The 22,213-nt window shown below is 48.5% G+C and carries 19 protein-coding genes and 1 pseudogene; 5 read left to right on the top strand and 15 right to left on the bottom strand.

Annotation, left to right across the window (positions count from 1 at the left end; translation table 11 throughout):
* Positions 1 to 63: 63 nt before the first annotated feature.
* From lpxD to rpsB, 11 genes are all read right to left on the bottom strand, one after another.
* A complete protein-coding gene (lpxD, locus tag IO95_RS04485) occupies positions 64 to 1,086 on the bottom strand; it encodes a UDP-3-O-(3-hydroxymyristoyl)glucosamine N-acyltransferase (protein WP_037384066.1) in 1,023 nt (340 codons plus the stop codon).
* 4 nt (positions 1,087 to 1,090) lie between these two features.
* Positions 1,091 to 1,588, bottom strand: coding sequence for a molecular chaperone Skp (gene skp / locus IO95_RS04490; protein ID WP_023490023.1), 498 nt, complete (start codon positions 1,586 to 1,588; stop codon positions 1,091 to 1,093).
* Between the two features lie 162 nt (positions 1,589 to 1,750).
* Complete coding sequence (gene bamA, locus IO95_RS04495; RefSeq protein WP_023490022.1) at positions 1,751 to 4,192, bottom strand: outer membrane protein assembly factor BamA; 2,442 nt, start codon at positions 4,190 to 4,192, stop codon at positions 1,751 to 1,753.
* A gap of 35 nt (positions 4,193 to 4,227) precedes the next feature.
* Positions 4,228 to 5,583 carry a sigma E protease regulator RseP gene (rseP, locus tag IO95_RS04500; RefSeq protein WP_023490021.1) on the bottom strand — a complete coding sequence of 452 codons (1,356 nt, stop codon included), beginning with the start codon at positions 5,581 to 5,583 and terminating at the stop codon, positions 4,228 to 4,230.
* A 31-nt stretch (positions 5,584 to 5,614) separates the two neighbouring features.
* The gene (gene cdsA, locus IO95_RS04505; RefSeq protein ID WP_023490020.1) at positions 5,615 to 6,463 is read right to left on the bottom strand and encodes a phosphatidate cytidylyltransferase; all 849 of its coding nucleotides are present in this window, start codon (positions 6,461 to 6,463) and stop codon (positions 5,615 to 5,617) included.
* Positions 6,464 to 6,472: 9 nt separating this feature from the next.
* Positions 6,473 to 7,231, bottom strand: coding sequence for a (2E,6E)-farnesyl-diphosphate-specific ditrans,polycis-undecaprenyl-diphosphate synthase (gene ispU, locus IO95_RS04510; protein ID WP_037384069.1), 759 nt, complete (start codon positions 7,229 to 7,231; stop codon positions 6,473 to 6,475).
* Positions 7,232 to 7,711: 480 nt separating this feature from the next.
* Positions 7,712 to 8,908 (bottom strand): 1-deoxy-D-xylulose-5-phosphate reductoisomerase, encoded by a 1,197-nt coding sequence (gene ispC, locus IO95_RS04515; protein WP_023490018.1) that lies wholly within the window; start codon positions 8,906 to 8,908, stop codon positions 7,712 to 7,714.
* Positions 8,909 to 9,138: 230 nt separating this feature from the next.
* Entirely contained in the window at positions 9,139 to 9,696 is a 558-nt protein-coding gene (frr, locus tag IO95_RS04520) for a ribosome recycling factor (protein WP_023490017.1), read from the bottom strand.
* A gap of 255 nt (positions 9,697 to 9,951) precedes the next feature.
* Positions 9,952 to 10,677 carry a UMP kinase gene (pyrH, locus tag IO95_RS04525; RefSeq protein WP_023490016.1) on the bottom strand — a complete coding sequence of 242 codons (726 nt, stop codon included), beginning with the start codon at positions 10,675 to 10,677 and terminating at the stop codon, positions 9,952 to 9,954.
* A gap of 213 nt (positions 10,678 to 10,890) precedes the next feature.
* The gene (tsf, locus tag IO95_RS04530) at positions 10,891 to 11,742 is read right to left on the bottom strand and encodes a translation elongation factor Ts (protein ID WP_023490015.1); all 852 of its coding nucleotides are present in this window, start codon (positions 11,740 to 11,742) and stop codon (positions 10,891 to 10,893) included.
* A 116-nt stretch (positions 11,743 to 11,858) separates the two neighbouring features.
* The gene (gene rpsB / locus IO95_RS04535; RefSeq protein ID WP_023490014.1) at positions 11,859 to 12,584 is read right to left on the bottom strand and encodes a 30S ribosomal protein S2; all 726 of its coding nucleotides are present in this window, start codon (positions 12,582 to 12,584) and stop codon (positions 11,859 to 11,861) included.
* Positions 12,585 to 12,939: 355 nt separating this feature from the next.
* Between rpsB and map the strand changes: the two genes are divergently transcribed.
* From map to IO95_RS04555, 4 genes are all read left to right on the top strand, one after another.
* Positions 12,940 to 13,734 carry a type I methionyl aminopeptidase gene (gene map / locus IO95_RS04540; RefSeq protein ID WP_023490013.1) on the top strand — a complete coding sequence of 265 codons (795 nt, stop codon included), beginning with the start codon at positions 12,940 to 12,942 and terminating at the stop codon, positions 13,732 to 13,734.
* A gap of 96 nt (positions 13,735 to 13,830) precedes the next feature.
* Positions 13,831 to 16,494, top strand: coding sequence for a bifunctional uridylyltransferase/uridylyl-removing protein GlnD (gene glnD / locus IO95_RS04545; RefSeq protein ID WP_023490012.1), 2,664 nt, complete (start codon positions 13,831 to 13,833; stop codon positions 16,492 to 16,494).
* A 42-nt stretch (positions 16,495 to 16,536) separates the two neighbouring features.
* A complete protein-coding gene (dapD, locus tag IO95_RS04550; protein WP_023490011.1) occupies positions 16,537 to 17,361 on the top strand; it encodes a 2,3,4,5-tetrahydropyridine-2,6-dicarboxylate N-succinyltransferase in 825 nt (274 codons plus the stop codon).
* Between the two features lie 256 nt (positions 17,362 to 17,617).
* Positions 17,618 to 18,007, top strand: coding sequence for a DUF3461 family protein (locus tag IO95_RS04555; protein ID WP_023490010.1), 390 nt, complete (start codon positions 17,618 to 17,620; stop codon positions 18,005 to 18,007).
* 107 nt (positions 18,008 to 18,114) lie between these two features.
* On the opposite strand, the gene IO95_RS04560 is transcribed toward IO95_RS04555, so the two are convergent.
* Together IO95_RS04560 and truC are read right to left on the bottom strand one after the other, a co-directional pair.
* Positions 18,115 to 18,564, bottom strand: a complete 450-nt coding sequence (locus IO95_RS04560) for a flavodoxin (RefSeq protein ID WP_023490009.1) — start codon at positions 18,562 to 18,564, stop codon at positions 18,115 to 18,117.
* A 42-nt stretch (positions 18,565 to 18,606) separates the two neighbouring features.
* Positions 18,607 to 19,353, bottom strand: a complete 747-nt coding sequence (gene truC, locus IO95_RS04565; RefSeq protein ID WP_023490008.1) for a tRNA pseudouridine(65) synthase TruC — start codon at positions 19,351 to 19,353, stop codon at positions 18,607 to 18,609.
* Positions 19,354 to 19,470: 117 nt separating this feature from the next.
* On the opposite strand from truC, the pseudogene IO95_RS04570 reads away from it, so the two are divergent.
* Positions 19,471 to 20,316 (top strand): annotated as a pseudogene (locus IO95_RS04570) (tyrosine-type recombinase/integrase); the annotation flags it as partial.
* Positions 20,317 to 20,347: 31 nt separating this feature from the next.
* On the opposite strand, the gene IO95_RS04575 reads toward IO95_RS04570, so the two are convergent.
* Positions 20,348 to 21,841: an IS66 family transposase gene (locus IO95_RS04575; protein WP_152554898.1), complete on the bottom strand. Its 1,494-nt coding sequence runs from the start codon at positions 21,839 to 21,841 to the stop codon at positions 20,348 to 20,350.
* A 54-nt stretch (positions 21,842 to 21,895) separates the two neighbouring features.
* A complete protein-coding gene (tnpB, locus tag IO95_RS04580; RefSeq protein ID WP_037384073.1) occupies positions 21,896 to 22,207 on the bottom strand; it encodes an IS66 family insertion sequence element accessory protein TnpB in 312 nt (103 codons plus the stop codon).
* Positions 22,208 to 22,213 lie beyond the last annotated feature (6 nt).

The following is a 22,213-nucleotide window of genomic DNA, read 5'->3' on the forward strand; positions in this document are numbered from 1 at the left end:
GCACTGTTGGCGTTAAAGCCAATGCGTTTATTTTATACCCAGTATCTCAGTGGGTAACAGTGATTAATCTTTCCCGACTTTTCGTTCAATAGCTTTTAAACGCTTGCTAATATCGTCGATATTCATCACTAACGCAGCTGTTTTACGCCAAACTTTGTTAGGCTGTAGCGGAATACCCGAGGAGTATACCCCAGGTTCAGTGATTGGTCTCATAACCATTCCCATTCCGGTGACAACAACCTGGTCAGCAATCTCCATGTGACCATTAATCACACTGGCACCACCAATTTGGCAATTGCGGCCAATTTTCAGACTACCCGCCATAGTAACACCACCTGCAATGGCAGTGTTCTCACCAATTACCACGTTATGCGCAATCTGGCACTGGTTATCAATGATAACACCATTGCCAATCAGAGTATCATCCAGCGCACCACGATCAATAGTGGTACAGGCACCAATTTCAACGCGGTCACCAATAATCACTCTCCCCAACTGAGGGATCTTGATCCAATTGCCTCGCTCATTGGCATAGCCGAAACCATCAGCACCAATCACTGTTCCTGATTGAATCAGGCAATGCTGACCAATTTCAATCTCATGGTAAATCGTTACATTCGCCCATAGACGCGTACCAGCACCAATACGAGTATATTTACCAATAAAACAACCCGCACCAATCACCACGTTATCACCGAGTACGACACCAGATTCGATAACGGCGTTAGCACCAACGGATACATTCAAGCCAAGCTGCGCTTCAGGCGAGATCACTGCACTCGGCGCAATATCGGTTGCCGGTGTAGGTGTGGTATCCATCAGTTGTGCCAAATGGGCATAAGTCAAATAAGGATTTTTAACCACTAGCGCCGCACTGCGACAATGTGGTAAATCTGCAGCGGTCAAAACAACGGCACTCGCCTGACATGCGGCCAATTGCTGTTGATAACGGCTGTTTGACAAAAACGTGATTTGCCCAGCCTGTGCAGAATGCATAGAAGCAATGCCGGTGATGACGAGATCGCCATCACCGTGCATTTGTGCATTCAACTGCTGCGCTAAATCAGCCAGTCGAATTGAAAACATGTTATTATTTAACCTGTTTTTGTACTTCAGCGGTAATATCTTGTGAAGCACCCGCATAAGCAATTGCGTTAGTGTCGATCACAACGTCATAACCTTGTTTGGTGGCAACAGCTTTCACCGCATCCTGAATACGGGTCAGGAGTTTGTTACGCTCTTCCATCTGACGGCGACGATTGTCCTGTTCGAAAGCTTGCGCTTTCTGAGAGAACTGATCACGCTGCGCCATGACTTCTTTCTCCATTTTGCTGCGGTCAGCAGCCTTCATGGTAGAAGCGTCACGTTGCAACTTCTGCATTTTAGTCTGCAGATCACGTTCCATGTTCTGGAGTTCAGTTGCACGGTTTTTGAATTCACTTTCCAACTGCTTAGCCACGGCTTCACGGGCAGGCATTTGCTGGAAAATGTTGGAAACGTTAACGACAGCGATTTTATCTGCTGCTTGAACGCCCGCTGAAGCAGCCATTGCTAAACCGAGGCCTGCGGCACATAACCACTTTTTCACTATAAACTCCTTACCATCACTCGTTTGTGTCATTTGACACTATTGAAATACACAATTTGCCAGACTTGTCACAGGCCACAATGGAAATCCACTCCCTATGACATGAGCTAAACCTGGCATTTGTGATTCTGTTTTTAACTGCCCTACACACCAGCAAACCGATTACCAGGTTTTACCAATGTTAAACTGGAACTGTTCTGACCGATCACCTTCATAGGTCTTGAACGGATCAGCATACGAGAACACCAATGGCCCCAGTGGCGACATCCATTGCACAGCAACACCAGCCGACATGCGAATATTACTCACTTTACTGTAGTCAGGTACGCCGAACATATTGGTATCAAGGGTACCATTTTCTGTCTTAGCCGTATTTTCCCACTTGGTATCCCATACCGTACCCGCATCAATGAAAAACGAAGTACGCACTGAGTTCGCGTATTTCTCACTGAGGAACGGCGTTGGTGTAATCAGCTCCAAACTGGCTACGGCGGTAGCATTACCACCGACCGCATCGCCGGAATTACAGAGCACCTGAGCTTGGCCATTCGACATAGTCGGGCAGCTAAACGAATTTGAATTATAGTAAACCGCTTTTGGACCAATGGTATTGGACTGGAAGCCACGCACCGTACTTGAACCACCGGCATAGAAGTTCTCGTAGAATGGCATCTCTTTACCGCCAAAGCCATCTGCGTAACCTACACGCCCACGACCTAACACCACCCAGGTCTTATCTTCATTGATTGGCACATACTGCGTACTGTCCAAGGTCATCTTGTAGTACGAGTTGTCCGAACCAGGCACGGCAACCTTGGTGGTAAAGGAGGTCCGGTTACCTTGTGTCGGGAAGAAGCCACGGTTGAGATTATTATACGTCCACCCCAAGCTCAGGGTGAAATCATTCGCAATATAACTGGCCGTATTGTCGTAATTTGGATTCTCACCTACCGAATTCAGGTAACGCCACATGGCCACCTGCGGTTTCATATCCGACAAGGAGTTGTGCACATAACCCAAGCTAGTACGCAGAGAGTTATATTCGTTGATCGGGAACCCTAGCGTACCATCGATACCATAACTGCTGTTGGTATACGCAGACAGATCAGCGTTGCTCGCTTTAAAGTCATTGTAGAAGATACGCCCGCCCAAGCTCACACCATCAACGGTGAAGTATGGGTTGGTCAGCGACAGCTCGGTATAAGTCTGATAAGTATTCTTGGTACCGTTAATCCCCACCGAATAGCCGGTACCCAGCCAGTTATCCTGCTGCACACCTGCTTGGAAGCTGACTCCACTTTCAGTACCGTAACCGACACCAAAGTTTAGCGTACCGGTGTTGCGCTCTTTCACTTTGTAAACGATATCAACCTGATCAGTTGTACCTGGTACACGTTGAGTTTCTACATCCACCGTTTCGAAGAAACCTAAACGGTTCAGACGATCTTTACCCTGCTCAACCTGTTCATTACCTAACCAGGCACCTTCCATCTGGCGCATTTCGCGACGCAATACAGAATCTTTACTAACGTCATTACCTTCAAACCGGATGCGCTTAACATAGAAACGGTTACCCGCATCAATGTTAATGTGCAACTTCACCGTTCTATCTGCATCGTTGATTTCAGGTTGAGTCTGTACGCGAGGATAAGCATAACCATAACGGGCAAACATCTTTTTGATGCTATCTTCCATCTTGGTCAATTTAGTGCCACTAAACAGTTGCCCTGGTTCGACTTTGGTCAGTTGAGCCACTTCTGCCGAGTGCCCTGCCAGATCACCTGTTACCACGACACCAGAAAGCTTGAACTGTTCACCTTCGGTAATGTTGATAGTGACGTAGATACCTTTCTTATCTGGCGTCAGGCTGACCTGCGTGGAATCAATATTGAAACGGGCATAACCACGATCCAGATAAAAGCTGCGCAGGGTTTCAAGATCACCCGCCAGTTTTTGCTTCTGGTATTTCTGATCAGCCACCAAATTCCACCAAGGTACCTCATCACGCAGTTGGAAATGAGCTAACAGCTCATCAGTGGTGAACGCATGGTTACCAACAATATTGATTTGTTGGATTTTGGCTGAGACCCCTTCCGCGAACACCAATTTCAGGTCAACACGGTTACGTGGCAAAGGCGTGACCACGGCTTTCACCGAGGCACTGTATTTACCTACGCTGTAGTAAAAGTCTTCTAACCCTTTTTCCATGCTGGATAAGGTGGTACGGTCAAGTGCCTCACCGACCCGAACGCCAGAGGCTTCCAGGTTCTGCTTAAGCATGTCATCTTTTACCGATTTATTACCGGAGAAAGTGATGCTGGCAATGGTGGGGCGTTCTTTGACCTGAACTATCAGCGTATCACCATCCCGCAGTACGCGGACATCCTCGAAATTGCCAGTAGCAAACAAGGCACGAATGGTATTACTGATATCTTCATCAGAGACGGTATCACCTACACGAACCGGCATATTGAGTAACGCCGCACCGACGGCGACTCGTTGCAGGCCTTCGAAATGAATATCCTTCACTACGAACCCGTCGGCACCGTATACGGTGGCGCTGCCAAACAGCAGCGACGCTATGAGCAACTTTTTCATCGCCATCGTTGTTATGCGTTCTTCCTAACCTGTCCCCGCCCCTAAAGACGAGAAAAATCATTGAAAAGTGCAAGACCCATTAGCAGCACCAACAAGATCGAACCAATGCGGTAACTGTAGTCCTGTACTCGCTCGGAAACTGGCCCCCCCTTCAGCTTTTCTATCGCCAGGAAGAGAAGATGCCCACCATCTAATACAGGTAGTGGGAATAGGTTGATGATCCCAAGGTTGACGCTAATCAACGCCAGAAACATCATGTAATACACAAACCCCACTCCCGCTGATGCCCCTGCCCCCTGAGCGATAGAAATAGGACCACTCAGGTTGTTCAGTTTCACATCACCAGTTATTAATTTACCCAACATGCTGACCGTAAGGTGCATCAGTTGCCAGGTTTTGTCCCCAGCCTGATACAGCGCCGAGAACGGTCCATACTGACGAATCGTTTTGTACTCATCCGGCAGTGGTAACACTTTCGGGAAAATACCTGCAAAACCTACTGACTTATCTTTACCAACTGATTTTGTATCTGGTATTAGCGTTAAAGACAAGGGGTTACCGCTTCTTTCTATCTCTAAAACCAACGGTTTGCCTGGACTATTGAGAATCTGTTTAACCAATGTTTCCCAACGATCTAGTGGCTGACCATCGACTTTAACGATCCTGTCCCCTACTTGTAAACCCGCCTTTTGCGCTGCTGAGCCTACTTGTACTTGTGCTAAAACAGACTCTATCTGTGGACCTCGAGGGATCATGCCCAAAGAACGTACAGGGTCCTCTTTGTCAGGTTCAAAACTCCAATGACGTAAATCCAAGGTTTTTATCACCGCTTGTGAAGAACCAAACGGTGCTACTCCTACCTCAGTTTGGGCATCCCCTATTTTAGTCACCAGAGCGAGACGAACAGATTCCCAATCAGGCGTTTCGATACCATCGACTGATTTAAGTTCCATACCAGGAGAAATTTCAGCGTTCGCCGCAATAGATTGTGGTGCTATTTCCCCAATGACTGGACGAAAGCTTGGCACACCGATAATAAATACTATCCAATAAGCAAAAATAGCAAAAAGAAAATTAGCAATCGGGCCAGCACTGATTATCGCCGCGCGCTGCCAGATGGGTTTATTATTGAAAGCCTGGTGCCGTAACTCTGGCGCAACGGGTTCAGCACGCTCATCCAGCATTTTTACATAACCGCCAAGCGGGATCATGGCGATGACAATTTCTGTACCCTGACGGTCAGTGCGGCTCCACAGTGCACGGCCAAAACCAATGGAAAAGCGCTCAACGCGCACACCGCAGCGACGAGCCACCCAAAAGTGCCCAAACTCATGCACAGTGATTAATATCCCTAGCGCAATAATAAACGCCACCAGATTCCAGAGCACGCTTAACATATAACCTTTTAAGTCTCCCGCCGATAACAGATTAAAACACTAACAGCATTAAACAAGCAAATACCGGCACAGCTGCAGTCAAACTATCAATGCGATCCAGTATACCACCATGCCCTGGAATCAGATGACCACTATCTTTGATACCCGCTTCGCGTTTAAACATACTTTCCGTCAGATCGCCCAATACCGAAGCCAGTGCAGCAATAACAGAACAGACTAACAGTGTTATCGGTGCCACAGATAAAGGGGCATAAAGGCCAAATAGCCAGGAAAGCACTGCAGAGGTCACCAGGCCACCAATCAACCCTTCCCAGGTTTTCCCTGGGGAAACTTTCGGTGCCAATTTATGTTTGCCAAACAACTTGCCAAACATATAGGCGCCAGAGTCCGCCCCCCAAACCAGCAGCATGATGTAGAGCAGACGCCAAGATCCGGTAAAAGGATTCTCCTCATAACCATACTGGCGCAATGCCAGCATCCCCCAGAAGAACGGGACAATGGTGAAGAGGCCAAAAACCAGGCGTAATAACCGTGAGTTACGCCATAATGCTGCGGAACTCGGGTAGAACAGCACCAGCGCCAGGGCCATCAACCACCATGCCAACGCCAGCCACAATGGGCCTTCCGACAACCATGGGTGACCCGATTGTGGGTAAACCTGCACACTGAACATCATCAATGCCAGTAGCAAGCCACACAATACGGCCAATAAAATACGCTGGGCGCGGGAAGTAAACCCCGCCAATTGCCCCCACTCCCAAGCTGCCAACATGCAAACAGCCAGTGTCACCAGGCCAAAGGCTAACGGCGCGAGAAAAAACAGCGCAGCGATAACAATCGGAATTAAAATCAGAGCCGTTATAAGGCGAGACTTCAGCAAAAGTTCCCCCTAGGACGCATTGGCGTCAATAGGTGTTGTACCTCCGAAGCGACGCTCCCGTTGTGCAAATGCATTTAGCGCACCTTCAAAGACAAGTTCATCAAAATCTGGCCAGAGTACATCAGTGAAGTAAAGCTCAGCATAGGCAATTTGCCACAACAAGAAGTTACTTATGCGATGTTCGCCCCCGGTGCGGATCACTAAATCTACTGGCGCGAGATCGCTCATGCAAACAGACTCATTGAGCAACTCTTCACTGATCTGCTCTGGGTGCAAACTCCCCTGCTGCACCTTTTCAGCCAACGCTTTCACTCCCTGAATAATATCCCACCGACCACCATAATTGGCTGCGACATTCAGCGTCAGGCCGCTGTTATTCTCTGTCAGTTGCTCCGAGCGACGGATTCGCTCTTGGAGACGTGTGCTGAAACGTGTGATATCACCGATCACCCGTAATCTCACATTATGTTTGTGTAGACTTTTTACTTCACTATCTAGCGCACGAACAAAAAGCTCCATCAAAGCCACTACTTCCTGCGCAGGACGGTTCCAGTTTTCGCTGCTGAAAGCATAAAGTGTGAGAGCATCCAGATGGTTACTGGCAGCAAAGCTGACCGCACGGCGCACCGATTTCACCCCAGCTTTATGCCCAGATATGCGTAATTTACCTTGACGCTTGGCCCAGCGCCCATTGCCATCCATGATAATCGCAACATGGCGTGGCATTTGAACTACCTGACTAGCTTCTTGTTGATTTGCTGACGACATAACTCGTACTTATTTCCTCAATAGAAACACCATAGCCATGCCGAAACATTGGGCTTTATACGCAAAAAAAGCCGTGTGCCTGACACAGCTTTTCAGTCTGCCCACCTTGTACCCTGACGCTGCCCGGCAAGGATTGACGAATATTCTCTATCCATTACCTGACTCGCTACAGTGCAATCTACAAGATGTTGACTGTGTTACTCGGCCTATCCGTAAATGAGTCGAGTAACACAGCCGACACACCAGCAACTTAAATTATGGCTGATAACGCAATAATTATCCTAAAGACTATAACACCTCATAACAGCCTGAACAAACAGCCACAGCATGGCAAACACGCATTCCTGTCAAAATCAGACGATCTATTATACCCAAGTTTAGGTCAGTTGCGGACTGCTAGTAACCGATTGAACTAAAACTTATTAAGATGCCTTACCTCCAATCCTCTGGCCACTCACCCGTTGCTGCTGACTGTAACCACTAAATACAGAGTGTACGAACCATACCACGGGCCATTTCACGAGCCTGACGGTCTATGTCTAAAACCATCTCAATTGAAGTGGGTTCCTTCAGGGCTAAACATTCAACAACGCTATGATTGACCGTTGAAATATCAGTAAAACGAATCTGTTCCTGCAAGAATGCCGCTACAGCAATTTCATTCGCTGCATTCAGTGCTGTGGTAGCCGCTTGGCCGGCATCAAAAGCTTTAATCGCCAGATAAAGGCAAGGGTAACGTTCAGGTTCAGGCTCAGAGAAGGTTAACGCGCCAATACGGCAGAAATCGAGTGCAGCCACGCCTGAATTAACCCGCTGTGGATAGGCCATAGCATGGGCGATAGGGGTACGCATATCCGGTGTGCCCAGTTGAGCCAATACACTGCCATCAGCATAACGCACCATGGAGTGAATCACCGATTGTGGATGTAAAATAACTTCCATTTGCTCAGCTGAAGCATTGAATAGCCAGCGCGCCTCAATATACTCCAGACCTTTATTCATCATGGTGGCAGAATCCACTGAGATTTTGCGCCCCATTGACCAGTTAGGGTGAGCACAGGCTTGATCAGGCGTCATACTGGCAAATTGCGTCAATGGTGTAGACCGGAACGGACCACCGGAGCCGGTAAGCACGATACGTGAAACCCCCTGTTCCGCCAAAGAACCATACCCTAACTGGCGCTGAATGGTTTCTGGCAGGCTCTGAAAGATAGCATTGTGTTCACTATCCAGTGGCAGTAATTGCGCCTGGCTCTTTTGGACCGCCTCCATAAACAGACGACCACATGTCACCAACGACTCTTTATTCGCCAGTAATACCTGTTTACTCGCACGAATGGCCGCCAGTGTCGGTAGTAAGCCTGCAGCACCGACAATCGCCGCAGTAACTTGGTCGACATCACTTAATGCCGCCAGTTCGCACGCTGCCTGCTCGCCCGCCAATACTTCGGTTTTCACCCCATTTTCGGCCAACAGGAGTCGCAGCTCATTCGCGGCTTTTTCATCCGCCATAGCCGCATAGTCTGGACGAAACTCAATACACTGCTGCGCCATGACCGCCACATTACGGCCAGCCACCAGTGCTTTAATCGCGAAAAGATCAGGATTCTCCCTGACCACCGCCAGTGTACTGGTACCCACAGAACCGGTGGAACCTAAAATAGTCAGTTGCTTCATAAGTAGGCTCTGAATCACTGTGCGATGAAATCCAAGATAATCGAGCATAAAAGCTGTAGCCGCGATTATCTGTGACCTCTAAAAATGATAAGACGGACGCTATACCCATCACCATTCAAATTGCAGACCACGATGCGCAAACCGCAACCTTGCAACTCAAATTATCATGGATGAGATACCACAAAAAATAAAGCGCCGCTCAGGCGACGCTTATCCCTGCATGATGATGATTAAAAATCCATCAGCTCTTTTTCTTTGTCAGCCAACGCAGCATCAAGTAACTTGATATAGGCATCAGTCATTTTCTGAATATCATCTTGTGAACGACGATCTTCATCTTCACTGATTTCTTTATCTTTCAACAGCACTTTGACTTTATCGTTAGCATCACGACGCACATTACGCACGGCAACACGCCCTTGTTCTGCTTCACCGCGGACCACCTTAATCAGATCCTTACGACGCTCTTCCGTCAACGGTGGCAGTGGAACACGGATCACAGCGCCTGCAGAGTTAGGGTTCAGCCCCAGATCAGAAGCCATAATGGCCTTTTCTACTGCTGACCCCAAAGAACGATCAAACAGATTGATCGCCAAAGTACGGGAATCTTCAACCGTTATGTTAGCCAGTTGGCGCAATGGTGTTGAAGAGCCATAATATTCCACCATGATGCCATCCAGAATACTGGGTGAAGCACGGCCGGTACGGATCTTGCTGATGTGGTTTTTGAATGATTCTACGCATTTTCCCATGCGCGAATCGGCATCTTTTCTGATTTCATTTATCACGTTGCGAACCCTTGAAAGCTGGTTACTTGGCAGGCCATAGCTCAAATACGTATAGCCCGTGAATTTTACTCTAATGGGTAGAGAGCACCTGGGGTTATCTACCCGTGATCTTTCAAGCTACAGAAGTGTTGATGGCGCTCAATCACCTGAATCATCGGCTTGCTCAAGCCTATCAGCCTATTCAGTTGCCTGCTATCGGCAACGTTACCATGAGGCCAGATACACACACTCCCGCTAAATTTGGTAGAACAGCGGTTATTTGCTGATCAACGTGCCTTCGCTTTCACCCATGACCACCCGACGCAGCGCTCCAGGCTTATTCATGTTAAATACACGAATTGGCAAACCATGATCACGAGCCAGCGTGAATGCCGCCAGATCCATCACTTTCAACTCACGCTCCAACACGTCCTGATAAGTCAACTGTTCGAACAGTGTTGCATCCGGGTGTTTCACCGGGTCAGCAGAGTATACACCATCTACTTTAGTCGCCTTCAATACTACATCGGCTTCAATTTCAATGCCACGCAGGCAGGCAGCGGAATCGGTGGTAAAAAACGGGTTACCTGTCCCTGCGGAGAAAATAACCACACGGTTGTTGCGCAGCAAGCTGATCGCCTCTGCCCAGCTGTAATTGTCACACACGCCGTTCAACGGAATGGCCGACATCAGGCGAGCGTTCACATAGGCACGGTGCAAGGCATCACGCATAGCCAACCCGTTCATCACGGTAGCCAGCATCCCCATATGGTCACCCACTACGCGGTTCATGCCCGCTTGTGCCAAGCCAGCACCACGGAAAAGGTTGCCACCACCAATCACTACACCAACCTGAATCCCCAGCTCGACCAGTTCTTTTATTTCCTGAGCCATGCGATCCAAAACGCTAGCGTCAATCCCAAAGCCTTCTGCACCTTGCAGAGCTTCACCACTCAGTTTGAGTAGGATACGCTGATAAACGGGTTTTGCATTGGTTGCCATGGTGTTCTGTCCTAAGAAGCAGTAATTGTATTGGAGGTTTGGGCTGATATGTCGCGCCTTTACTGAGTATATACCCCATCATTCAAGCGGTAGATTCTTATGACGACACTAGCGATTCCACTCGATTTAGCGAGCTATACAAAAGCGTCTTATCTACTGCTTGACTGGGGCATAAAAGGAACCGCCTGACGGCGGCTCCTTAACTAACAGGTATTAAGATTGCTTACTCATCGCTGCAACTTCTGCAGCAAAGTCGGTTTCAACCTTCTCGATACCTTCACCCACTTCAAAGCGGATGAAATTAACAACTTCGGCGTTATGTTCCTTCAGCAACTGACCCACACTCTTGTTTGGATCAATAACAAAAGGCTGACCGGTCAGAGAAACTTCGCCGGTAAATTTCTTCATGCGGCCTTCAACCATTTTCTCGGCGATTTCTTTTGGCTTGCCGGACTGCATGGCGATGTCCAACTGAACCTGGTACTCTTTTTCTACCACTTCAGCTGACACATCTTCAGGATTCACGAATTCAGGCTTGCTCGCCGCAACATGCATAGCAAGTTGTTTAACCAACTCTTCATCAGCACCTTTCGCAGCAACCAGAACCCCAATACGTGCACCGTGCAGATAGCTACCCAGTACATCGCCTTCCAGGGAAGCAACGCGGCGAATATTGATGTTCTCACCGATTTTAGCCACCAGTGCAATACGCTCTTCTTCGAACTGAGCTTTCAGCACATCAATATCTGTGATTTTACCTGCCACAGCCGCATCCAACACTTTGTTGGCAAATGCCTGGAAGCCAGCATCTTTAGCTACGAAGTCAGTCTGGCAGTTAACTTCCAGAATCACACCGTAATGACCGTCAATCTTGGTCTTGATCACGCCATCAGCAGCCACATTGCCTGCTTTCTTAGCGGCTTTGATCGCACCAGATTTACGCATGTTTTCGATTGCCAACTCAATGTCGCCAGCAGCTTCGATCAGCGCTTTTTTACAATCCATCATGCCTGCGCTGGTACGCTCACGCAGTTCTTTTACCAGGGCAGCGGTAATATCAGCCATTTCTTTTTCCTCGGTTATCTCTCACGGAGATAGTTCTCATTCAGATAAGTAAAAGGGGCCTTTATAGGCCCCCTAACCAACATATTCAATACCTGGTTAATAAGGGCTTGACCTTATTATTCAGCTTCTACGAAGCTTTCTTCCGCCTGAACGGCCAGATCTTGAGAACGACCTTCACGGACGGCAGTAGCAACAGCACCCAAGTACAATTTGATTGCACGGATGGCATCGTCGTTACCAGGGATGATGAAGTCAACGCCATCTGGATCAGAGTTGGTATCAACGATGGAGAATACCGGGATACCCAAGTTGTTGGCTTCTTTGATTGCAATATGTTCGTGATCGGCATCGATAACAAACAGAGCGTCTGGCAGACCACCCATGTCCTTGATACCACCCAGTGAGTTTTCCAGCTTGTCCAATTCACGAGTACGCATCAGCGCTTCTTTCTTGGTCAGCTTGTCAAAGGTGCCATCTTGAGACTGGATTTCCAGATCTTTCAAACGTTTGATTGACTGACGAACTGTTTTCCAGTTAGTCAGCATGCCACCCAACCAACGATGGTTCACGAAGAACTGATCGCAGTTGTTAGCATATTCTTTTACCGCTTCGCTTGCTGCGCGTTTGGTACCAACGAACAGGATCTTACCTTTACGGGAAGCAATTTTTGTCAGTTCAGCCAGTGCAGCATTGGCCATTGGTACCGTTTTTTCCAGGTTGATGATGTGAACCTTGTTACGTGCACCAAAAATGAAAGGCTTCATTTTCGGGTTCCAGTAACGGGTTTGGTGACCAAAGTGAACACCAGCCTGAAGCATGTCGCGCATGGAAACAGTTGCCATGATTAAACCTCTATAGAATGATTGGGGTTATGCCTCCACGTATCCCATAACGCCGACCCCGACAATGGCCTAAGCCATCTCAAGGCACCCCGGCGGATGTGCCGATACGTGTGTGTTATTTACACAATATGAGTGCAGTTAAATACTATCAGTTAGATACTATGACTAGACCCTTAGTCAGCAACTAGTACAAACTGCGGATCTGTCGGCGCGCTTTATACCATAAACCGGCCCGCGACACCAACTTTTGTTGCATATCGGAAATCAAATTTGGCAGCCACCTACAGGGCTGATACCATAAGTCAAAGCCTTTCATTCCTATTATCAATTAATGGCGACACCTGCGGACTAATTCATGGCAATTTCAATCAAAACACCTGATGACATACAAAAAATGCGCGTTGCAGGCCGTCTGGCCGCAGAAGTGCTGGAAATGATCGAACCCTATGTCAAACCCGGCATCACCACTGGTGAGCTGGACAAAATCTGTCACGAGTACATCACTCATCAACAACAGGCCATCCCCGCTCCCCTTGGCTATCATGGCTATCCGAAATCTGTTTGTATTTCGGCGAATGAAGTTGTCTGTCACGGCATTCCCAGTGATGAAAAAGTGTTGAAAGATGGTGATATCGTCAATATTGATGTCACGGTCATCAAAGACGGTTTCCACGGTGATACCTCGAAAATGTTTACCGTCGGCAAATCCACCATTCTGGGTGATCGCCTATGCCGTATTACTCAAGAGAGCCTGTATTTGGCGCTTAAGATGGTTAAACCCGGCATCCGCCTGCGCACTCTGGGCAAGGCGATTCAACAATTCGTTGAAGCTGAGAAATTCTCTGTCGTGCGTGAATATTGTGGCCATGGCATTGGCGAAAATTTCCATGAGGAACCCCAGGTACTGCATTATGATGCTGATGATGGTGGCGTGGTATTACAGGTAGGTATGGCCTTCACTATCGAGCCGATGGTCAATGCGGGTGATTACCGGATTCGCACCATGAAAGACGGTTGGACAGTAAAAACCAAGGACCGCAGCTTGTCGGCTCAGTACGAGCATACTATTGTGGTTACTGAGAATGGCTGTGAAATAATGACACTACGTAAGGATGACACCATCCCGCGCATTATTACGCACCCAGAGTAGGCAATCAGCATAGAACCCGTTGCAGATTTCTCTAATAACCGGCTTGATCAGTGATCTAACGCCGGTTTATACCCGGCTTTTTAGGGGCTGTGAATCATGTCTGAAAATAATTGTGAACCAGAGACAGCCAACACGCCGCCGTCACCGGAATACCCTAACACCTACGGCGATGAAGATATTAACTGCATCACGCTTAAACAACACCTTGAGCAATTCCACCTTTGGCTCAAGTCAGCATTCAATGCGGGTTCTCCTGTTGAAACCCTGGTAACGGCCCGTAGTGAATTTATTGATCAGCTCCTGCGCCGGCTGTGGATATTCTACGGATTTGCCGATATCCCCGAAACCGCGCTGGTTGCCGTTGGAGGCTATGGCCGGGGTGAACTGCATCCATGGTCTGATATTGACCTACTGATACTCAGCCAGACACCGCTGGACGACAAACAAGCCGCCGGGGTCAGTGAATTCATCACCTTGCTGTGGGATTTGAAACTCGAGGTAGGTCACAGTGTACGGACCCTGGAAGAGTGCCTGCTAGAAGGGCTGGCGGACCTGACCATTGCCACCAATCTGATTGAATCCCGTTTAATCTGTGGCGATGTTGCACTGTTCTTACAACTGCAAAAACATATTTTTAGTGATGGTTTCTGGCCTTCACCAAAATTCTTTGATGCCAAAATTCTCGAACAGCAGCAACGTCATCAGCGCTATCACGGTACCAGTTATAATCTGGAGCCAGATATCAAAAGCAGCCCTGGGGGCCTGCGCGATATCCACACCCTGCTGTGGGTGGCTCGCCGCCATTTTGGTGCAACCTCTCTGGATGAAATGGTGGAATTCGGTTTCCTGACGCAAGCTGAACGCAACGAATTAAATGAGTGTCAAAGTTTCTTGTGGCGTATCCGCTTTGCGTTACATCTGGTGCTATCACGCTACGATAATCGGCTGCTCTTTGATCGCCAGCTCAGCGTCGCCCAGTTACTCAATTACACAGGGACAGGTAATGAACCGATAGAACGAATGATGAAAGATTTCTATCGGATGACGCGCCGCGTCAGCGAACTCAACCAGATGCTATTGCAGCTGTTTGATGAAGCTATTCTGGCGTTAGAGACCACAGAAAAGCCACACCCACTCGATGATGATTTTCAACTTCGCGGCACCTTGATTGACCTGCGTGATGAACAGCTGTTTATCCGTCAACCAGAAGCGATCATGCGCATGTTTTACCTGATGGCCTGCAACCGTGAGATCACCGGCATCTACTCCACCACGGTGCGTCAATTACGTCATGCACGCCGCCATCTGGCACAACCTTTGTGCAATATCCCCGCCGCCAGAAAGTTATTTATGGCTATTCTACGCCATCCTGGCGCGGTGTCCCGCGCACTACTGCCGATGCATCGTCACAGTGTATTGTGGGCCTATATGCCGCAGTGGAGTAAAATTGTCGGCCAGATGCAGTTCGATTTGTTTCACGCTTATACCGTTGATGAGCACACCATCCGCGTGTTGCAAAAGCTGGAAAGTTTTGCCAACGAGGAAAACCGCCCACACCACCCGCTCTGTGTTGAGCTCTACCCCCGCCTGCCACAGCCAGAACTCCTGCTGCTGGGGGCATTGTTTCATGATATTGCCAAAGGGCGTGGTGGTGACCATTCCATTCTTGGTGCTCAAGACGCAATGGAGTTTGCCGAATTACATGGCTTGAATTCACGTGAAACTCAGTTGGTCGCCTGGCTGGTCAGTCGCCATCTACTGATGTCGGTCACTGCACAACGGCGAGACATTCAAGACCCTGCTGTTATTCAGCAATTTAGCAGTGAAGTACAAAGTGAAATCCGCTTACGTTACCTGATTTGCCTGACCATAGCGGATATTTGCGCCACCAATGAAACCCAATGGAACAGTTGGAAACAGAGCCTGCTGCGTGAACTCTATTTTGCCACTGAAAAACAGCTGCGCCGAGGCATGCAAAACAGCCCGGACTTGCGTGAGCGCATCCGCTACCATCGTTTACAGGCGCTGGCTCTGTTGCGCATGGACAATATCGATGAAGAGGCACTGCAACATATCTGGAGCCGCTGCCGCGCTGATTATTTTTTACGTCATTCACCGAATCAATTAGCATGGCACGCTCGCCATCTGCTACCCCATGATTCCACCAAGCCGCTGGTATTAGTCAGTAGCCAAGCAACACGTGGCGGTACCGAGATCTTTATCTGGAGCCAAGATCGCCCTTATTTGTTTGCCGCCGTCGCCGGTGAGTTGGATCGGCGTAACCTTAGCGTGCATGATGCACAGATCTTTACCAACCGAGACGGCATGGCGATGGATACCTTTATTGTTCTGGAACCGGACGGCAGCCCCGTGGCACCGGACCGCCATGCCGTGATCCGCCATGCTCTGGAGCAAGTGATCACCCAACAGGATTACCAACCACCCCGTGTGCGCCGCTGTTCCTCCAAGCTGCGCTACTTTAGCGTCCCCACCGAGGTTAACTTTCTGCCGGCTCACACCAACCGTCGCAGTTACCTGGAATTGATCGCCCTTGACCAACCCGGCTTACTGGCACGGGTTGGGGAAGTCTTTGCCGACCTTGCGCTATCGCTACACAGCGCGCGCATTTCGACGATTGGCGAACGTGTTGAAGATTTGTTTATCCTGGCAGAGAATGACCGGCGTGCCCTAAGCGAAGAAACACGCAGAAAGTTGGAACAACGGTTGACAGAAGCACTCAATCCAACCGATAAAATGTGATACAAGTAACCTTTCGTTAATAAAATCAGGATAGAAAACAGCATGCAGCAATTACAAAACGTTATTGAAAGCGCCTTCGAACGCCGTGCAGAGATCACTCCGGCGAACGTAGACACCGTAACGCGTGAAGCGGTAAACCAAGTGCTCGCCTTACTAGACAGCGGTGCCCTGCGTGTTGCCGAGAAGATCGACGGTCAATGGGTGACACATCAGTGGTTGAAAAAAGCCGTCCTGCTTTCTTTCCGTATCAACGACAACAAAGTCATCGATGGTGCTGAAACCCGTTATTACGACAAAGTACCCATGAAATTCGCTGACTACGATGCAGCACGTTTTCAGCAAGAAGGCTTCCGCGTGGTGCCACCCGCCACCGTCCGCCAAGGTGCATTTATTGCCCGCAATACGGTGCTGATGCCGTCTTACGTCAACATCGGCGCTTATGTCGATGAAGGTTCGATGGTTGACACTTGGGCAACAGTCGGTTCCTGTGCCCAGATCGGTAAAAATGTGCATCTATCAGGCGGCGTGGGCATTGGTGGCGTGTTAGAACCGCTGCAAGCCAACCCCACTATCATCGAAGACAACTGCTTTATCGGTGCACGTTCAGAAGTGGTAGAAGGCGTGATCGTTGAAGAAGGTGCGGTGATCTCAATGGGGGTTTATCTGGGCCAAAGCACCCGTATCTATGATAGAGAAACCGGTGAAATCCATTATGGCCGGGTTCCAGCAGGTTCGGTGGTTGTTTCCGGTAACTTGCCCTCCAAAGATGGCAGCTACAGCCTGTACTGCGCAGTGATCGTCAAGAAAGTGGATGCCAAAACACGGGCTAAAGTCGGGATTAATGAGCTATTGCGCACCATTGACTGACATTAATGATTGACTAACATTAATGAATAGCGGGTGAATCACCCGCTTTTTTTTGCTTTCGTTACGCTCGCCGTCACAGTCTCGGACGGCTGTTTTCACCATAATCCTTGGCAGTAGAATATCCCTGATGGATTTCAATTTTCAGCCAACAAAACTAACAATTGAATAACAGTTGGGATACCCTATAGATTGTAAGTGACAGCTAACCATACTGTGACTTAAAACAATCGGTCTATTCATTAAAAGGTGGCCAATTATGTATGACAACCTGAAAAGCTTAGGAATCAATCAACCAGAAGATATTGACCGCTATAGCCTGCGGCAAGAAGCCAATAACGATATTCTCAAGATTTATTTCCGCAAAGATAAGGGCGAATTTTTTGCCAAAAGCGTCAAGTTCAAATACCCTCGCCAACGTAAAACGGTGGTAGCCGATAATGTTGCCCAAGGCTACAAAGAGATCAATGAGATCAGCCCCAGCCTGCGCTATATCATCGACGAACTGGACCAGTTATGCCAACGAGAGCAAATTGAAGTCGATCTGAAACGCAAAATTCTGGATGATTTACACCATCTGGAAAGTGTGGTCTCTAACAAAATTGCCGAGATCGAGTCAGACTTGGAAAAGTTGACTCGCGCAAAATAAAATAGAGGCTGAGCCTTATTCACAGCACAGCCTATATCGAAAGCGTTTATCTTCTGGTTCATTCAAATTGCAGCACCTGCAGCTTGAATGAACTTGGGGAGTGGGTTTTATTTCAGCAAAGTGCCCCACTGCGTTACCCATGGGCGTGACACCACTTCTGGCTCTGGTTGTTCCATGGCATCAATTTCCAATAGGTCCCCGACACGCGTAGCACCTTGTTCTTGCAGCAGGGCATCAAATTTGTGCCCACCCCCGCAGAAGTTGTCGTAACTGCTATCTCCCAAGGCAATCAAACCGTAGTGTAACTCTGGCTGATAGCCAACCTGATCACGGATAGCATCAAATAAGGGCGCGATAGTATCGGGCAAATCCCCTTGCCCAGTGGTCGAGGTAATCACCAAAGCATAATGCTGGCGATAATACTGCCAATCTTCCAAGGTGCCTTCCTCAAACAGTTTAACCTCATGGCCCTGTTGATGAAGAATTGTCTCAGCCTCTTCGGCTACCAGCAAAGCATTACCATAAACCGTACCGATGAAAATACCGACTTGAGCCATTATTCGCGTTCCTTTGATTTTATTAACTTAAAAAATAGGTGGTTATAAGAACTCGCCCCCGACACGGTCAGCAACAACATCGAGCCAGCCAAATTGTGCCATCACGCCCTGCCAAGTATCGTCCCACGGTGCAGAAATAGACAATAACTCACCACTCACCGGATGGGTTAATTGTAGATGGCTGGCATGCAACATGAGACGAGGACAAGCGAAATAGTGCGCCATACCCCGGTTCTGACGCAGATCGCCATGAGCCGAATCACCGATAATCGGGTGACGAAGATGAGCCATATGGCGACGCAGTTGATGCTTACGCCCAGTTTCCGGTTTCAGCTCAACCAAGCTGTAACGCGCAGTGTCATAACGGCCAATGGCGACTGGCATTTCTACCGTCGCCAGCGGTTGATAATGGCTGATGGCCGGCTTGGGCTCCTTATTCGGATCCGCATACTTATCCGCCACTTTATCCAATTCTTGTGTCAATGCGTAATCAACGGTGCCACCCGATAACACATAACCCCGCACCACTGCATGGTAAGTTTTTTGCACTTGATGCTGTTCAAACTGTTGTGAAAGTAAACGCGCGACATCACTGGAGAGTGCCATTAACAAGACACCCGAAGTGGGACGATCCAAACGATGAACCGGAAAGACATGCTGGCCTATCTGGTCACGCACTGTCTGCATTACAAACTGGGTTTCATGACGAGCTAACCAGCTACGATGTACCAGCCAACCACTAGGCTTGTTAACGGCGATCAGATGTTCATCTTGATATAAAACAATCATAAGTGCCTATCCATATCTGATTATTATAATATATTGTCATTTAATTTACTGATTTTACTTGTTTTTATTGAATCTCTTAATCTTTTAACGTCTCACTAAAAACCACTATCAACCAAAGGCATTGAAGCCATGAAACCGGGCGACAAAGACAAAACTGATACCGGCGAAAACCGAGCATTACGGATCACTTGTGGCGCTACCGGAGTTAAAACTTTCTTCTACCGGTACACCAGCCCCCTCTCCCACAAACTCACCCAAGTTAAGATCGGCCACTTCCCCAACATCTCTTTAGCGCAGGCTCGCGCTCAACTGCAAACACTCAAGCAGGTAAAAAATGAAGGTCGTTGCCCTGCCAGTGAACTGAAAGTTGAAAAACAACAAAAGCAGCAAATGGAATTGGCAGCACAGAAAGCGGTTTTTACCGTCAAGGACTTAGTTGAACTCTATTTAACCCAGCATATTGAAGATCGCCATGGGAAGGATGGCAAAATCATCCGTGGAACCAGAAAGTCACCAAGTCAATACGCAACCCGGAGGCTATTAACGAAAGATGTTGTAGACAAAATCGGTCAGTCTCCCGCAGAGAAAGTCACCAGCATGGATGCGTTTGGTCTGGTTATGACTGTTGTTCAACGTGATGCTAATGTACTTGCCGGGATTATTCTACGCGAACTCTGCGCTGCTTACGAGTTTGCGCTTGGGCTCGGTAAATTAGATGAAAATTTTGCTAACCCGACATTACTAGCAAAAATCCGTTTGACCCAAGCTAAGGTGAAACTCACCCCAACACCGGGTAAGCGTGTTCTGTCAGATAACGAATTAGCCCAATTTTTGAAGTGGCTTCCAATATCTAGTTATCCGCTTAATATTACTAATGTCTTCTTATTGACCCTGCTTACGGGCTGTCGTACTGGGGAAATTTGTGTACTGACGGTAAGCATCCGGTGGTCTCACCTTGAGTAAGTAACCTGATTGGTTATTCTTTTGGCACTGCTTAGCTAAAGGGGTTTTTTGCGAAGGGTAGCAGGTCGTCCAGTTGGCTATTTTTCCACGTCGGTATATGAGTAAGAACGAAGCTCAACCAGGTAAAGGGTTCTATACCATTGAGTTTGGCGGTTTGTAGCAGACTCATGATACCGGCCATGCGCTGCCCGGCCAGCAGTGAACCTGCAAAGAGCCAATTTTTTCTACCCAATGCCACAGGACGGATGCAGTTTTCAATATGGTTGTTGTCAATGGGGATCGCGCCATCATCCAGATAACAAAGCAAGGCCGGCCAGCGTTTCAAGGCATGCAGGATAGCTTTGTGGATCCCCGAGTTACCCGGTACCTGATGTTGTTGTGCTGATAACAGTGCATGCAGCGTAGCCAGATGCGGTTTGGCATAACGGTTTCGCCATCGTTGCCGATTTTGGGTTGTTCGCGTTTTTATCAGCCGTTCTAACTTGTATAACTCGCGGATACTGTCCAATACGCGTTTGGCTAATGGGTGGTGATTGACTTTATATTGCTCAAAGAACTTGCGTCTGACGTGAGCAAGGCAGCCCGCTTCTTTTATTGCACCAGAAGCAAAGAGCGCTTTATAGCCCGCATAGTCATCGACAACCAGCGTACCGGTAAAACCGGTCAAAAAAGTCTGTGCATAGCCCCCATTGCGTCCGGGTTGGCAATCAAACATCACCATACGTTGCTCTGCCGCAGCAGGTGAAGCGTATGCCCAGAGATAACCACGCTGGACGGTGACTTTTTTACCGGCCAGCACGGTGAGTGGCGTCTCGTCAGCGTGTAGCACCTTTTGCTCACAGAGCAACGCATGCAACCGTTTGACCAGGGGGTTAAGTGCAACACCCACTTTGCCCATCCAGTCAGACAACGTACTCATCGGTAGTGTTATTCCATCACGGGCGAAGATTTGGCTTTGCCGATACAGCGGAAGATGGTCAACACATTTATTGATGGTGATATGCGCCAATAAGCCGGGGGCAGCCTGACCTTTATCAATCACCTGCGCCGGTAACTCGGCACTGTGTACCGTCTGGCAGCACGGGCAACTGTATTGTGGACGTACCGTTTTTCTGACAATAAATTGTGCCGGAATATAATCCAGTATCTCGTTGATTTCATCACGGAGAAAACGCAGTGGGTCACCGCACTGTGGGCAGTTTGTGCTGTCAGGCTCCAGCCTGATTTCTTCACGAGGCAAGTGAGCCGGTAATGCCTGACGCTTGGGTTTATTTACCGTAGCCAGTGGTGCTGCGGGCAAGGTTTTTTCCAGTTCAGCTTCCAGCGCACTAATATCAGTTTCACTGTCCTCATCCAACAGGCTGAGCTGAGCGGGTGAGAAGTTTTCTGCCTTGCGTCCAAACCGGGCTTGACGTGCCTGAGCCAGCAACTCAGCCAGACGAGTATTCTCACGCTGGAGTTTTATCACCAGAGTGCGTAATTGGTCATTAGTCAGGTCGGACGGCAATGTCATCATGGCAATCATATTACCACATTGATTAAACATCATCATTTAAATCAAACGATTATGTGGTTATTCTCATTGCCACTTCGTCAAAATTTGGCCTTCGACCTGTTGCCAGTCAATGCCTTTTATCAACCACGAAAATTGCTCGGTGGTCAGTGTCCAGGTGGTGTCACCTTCTCGAGGCCAGACAAAATGACCGCGATGTAATCGACGTACCGCCAACCAGACCCCGTGCTTATCCCAGCGCAACAACTTGATGCGAGTGCGTGCTTTATTACAGAAAATAAACGCGGCTTCACTTTGCCAGGTCTGACCGAGATGTTCGGCAACATATTGGGTTAACTTATCCACCCCACACCGCATATCTACGGGCTGGCGAGCAATCCAGAC

Source organism: Serratia sp. DD3, assembly GCF_000496755.2.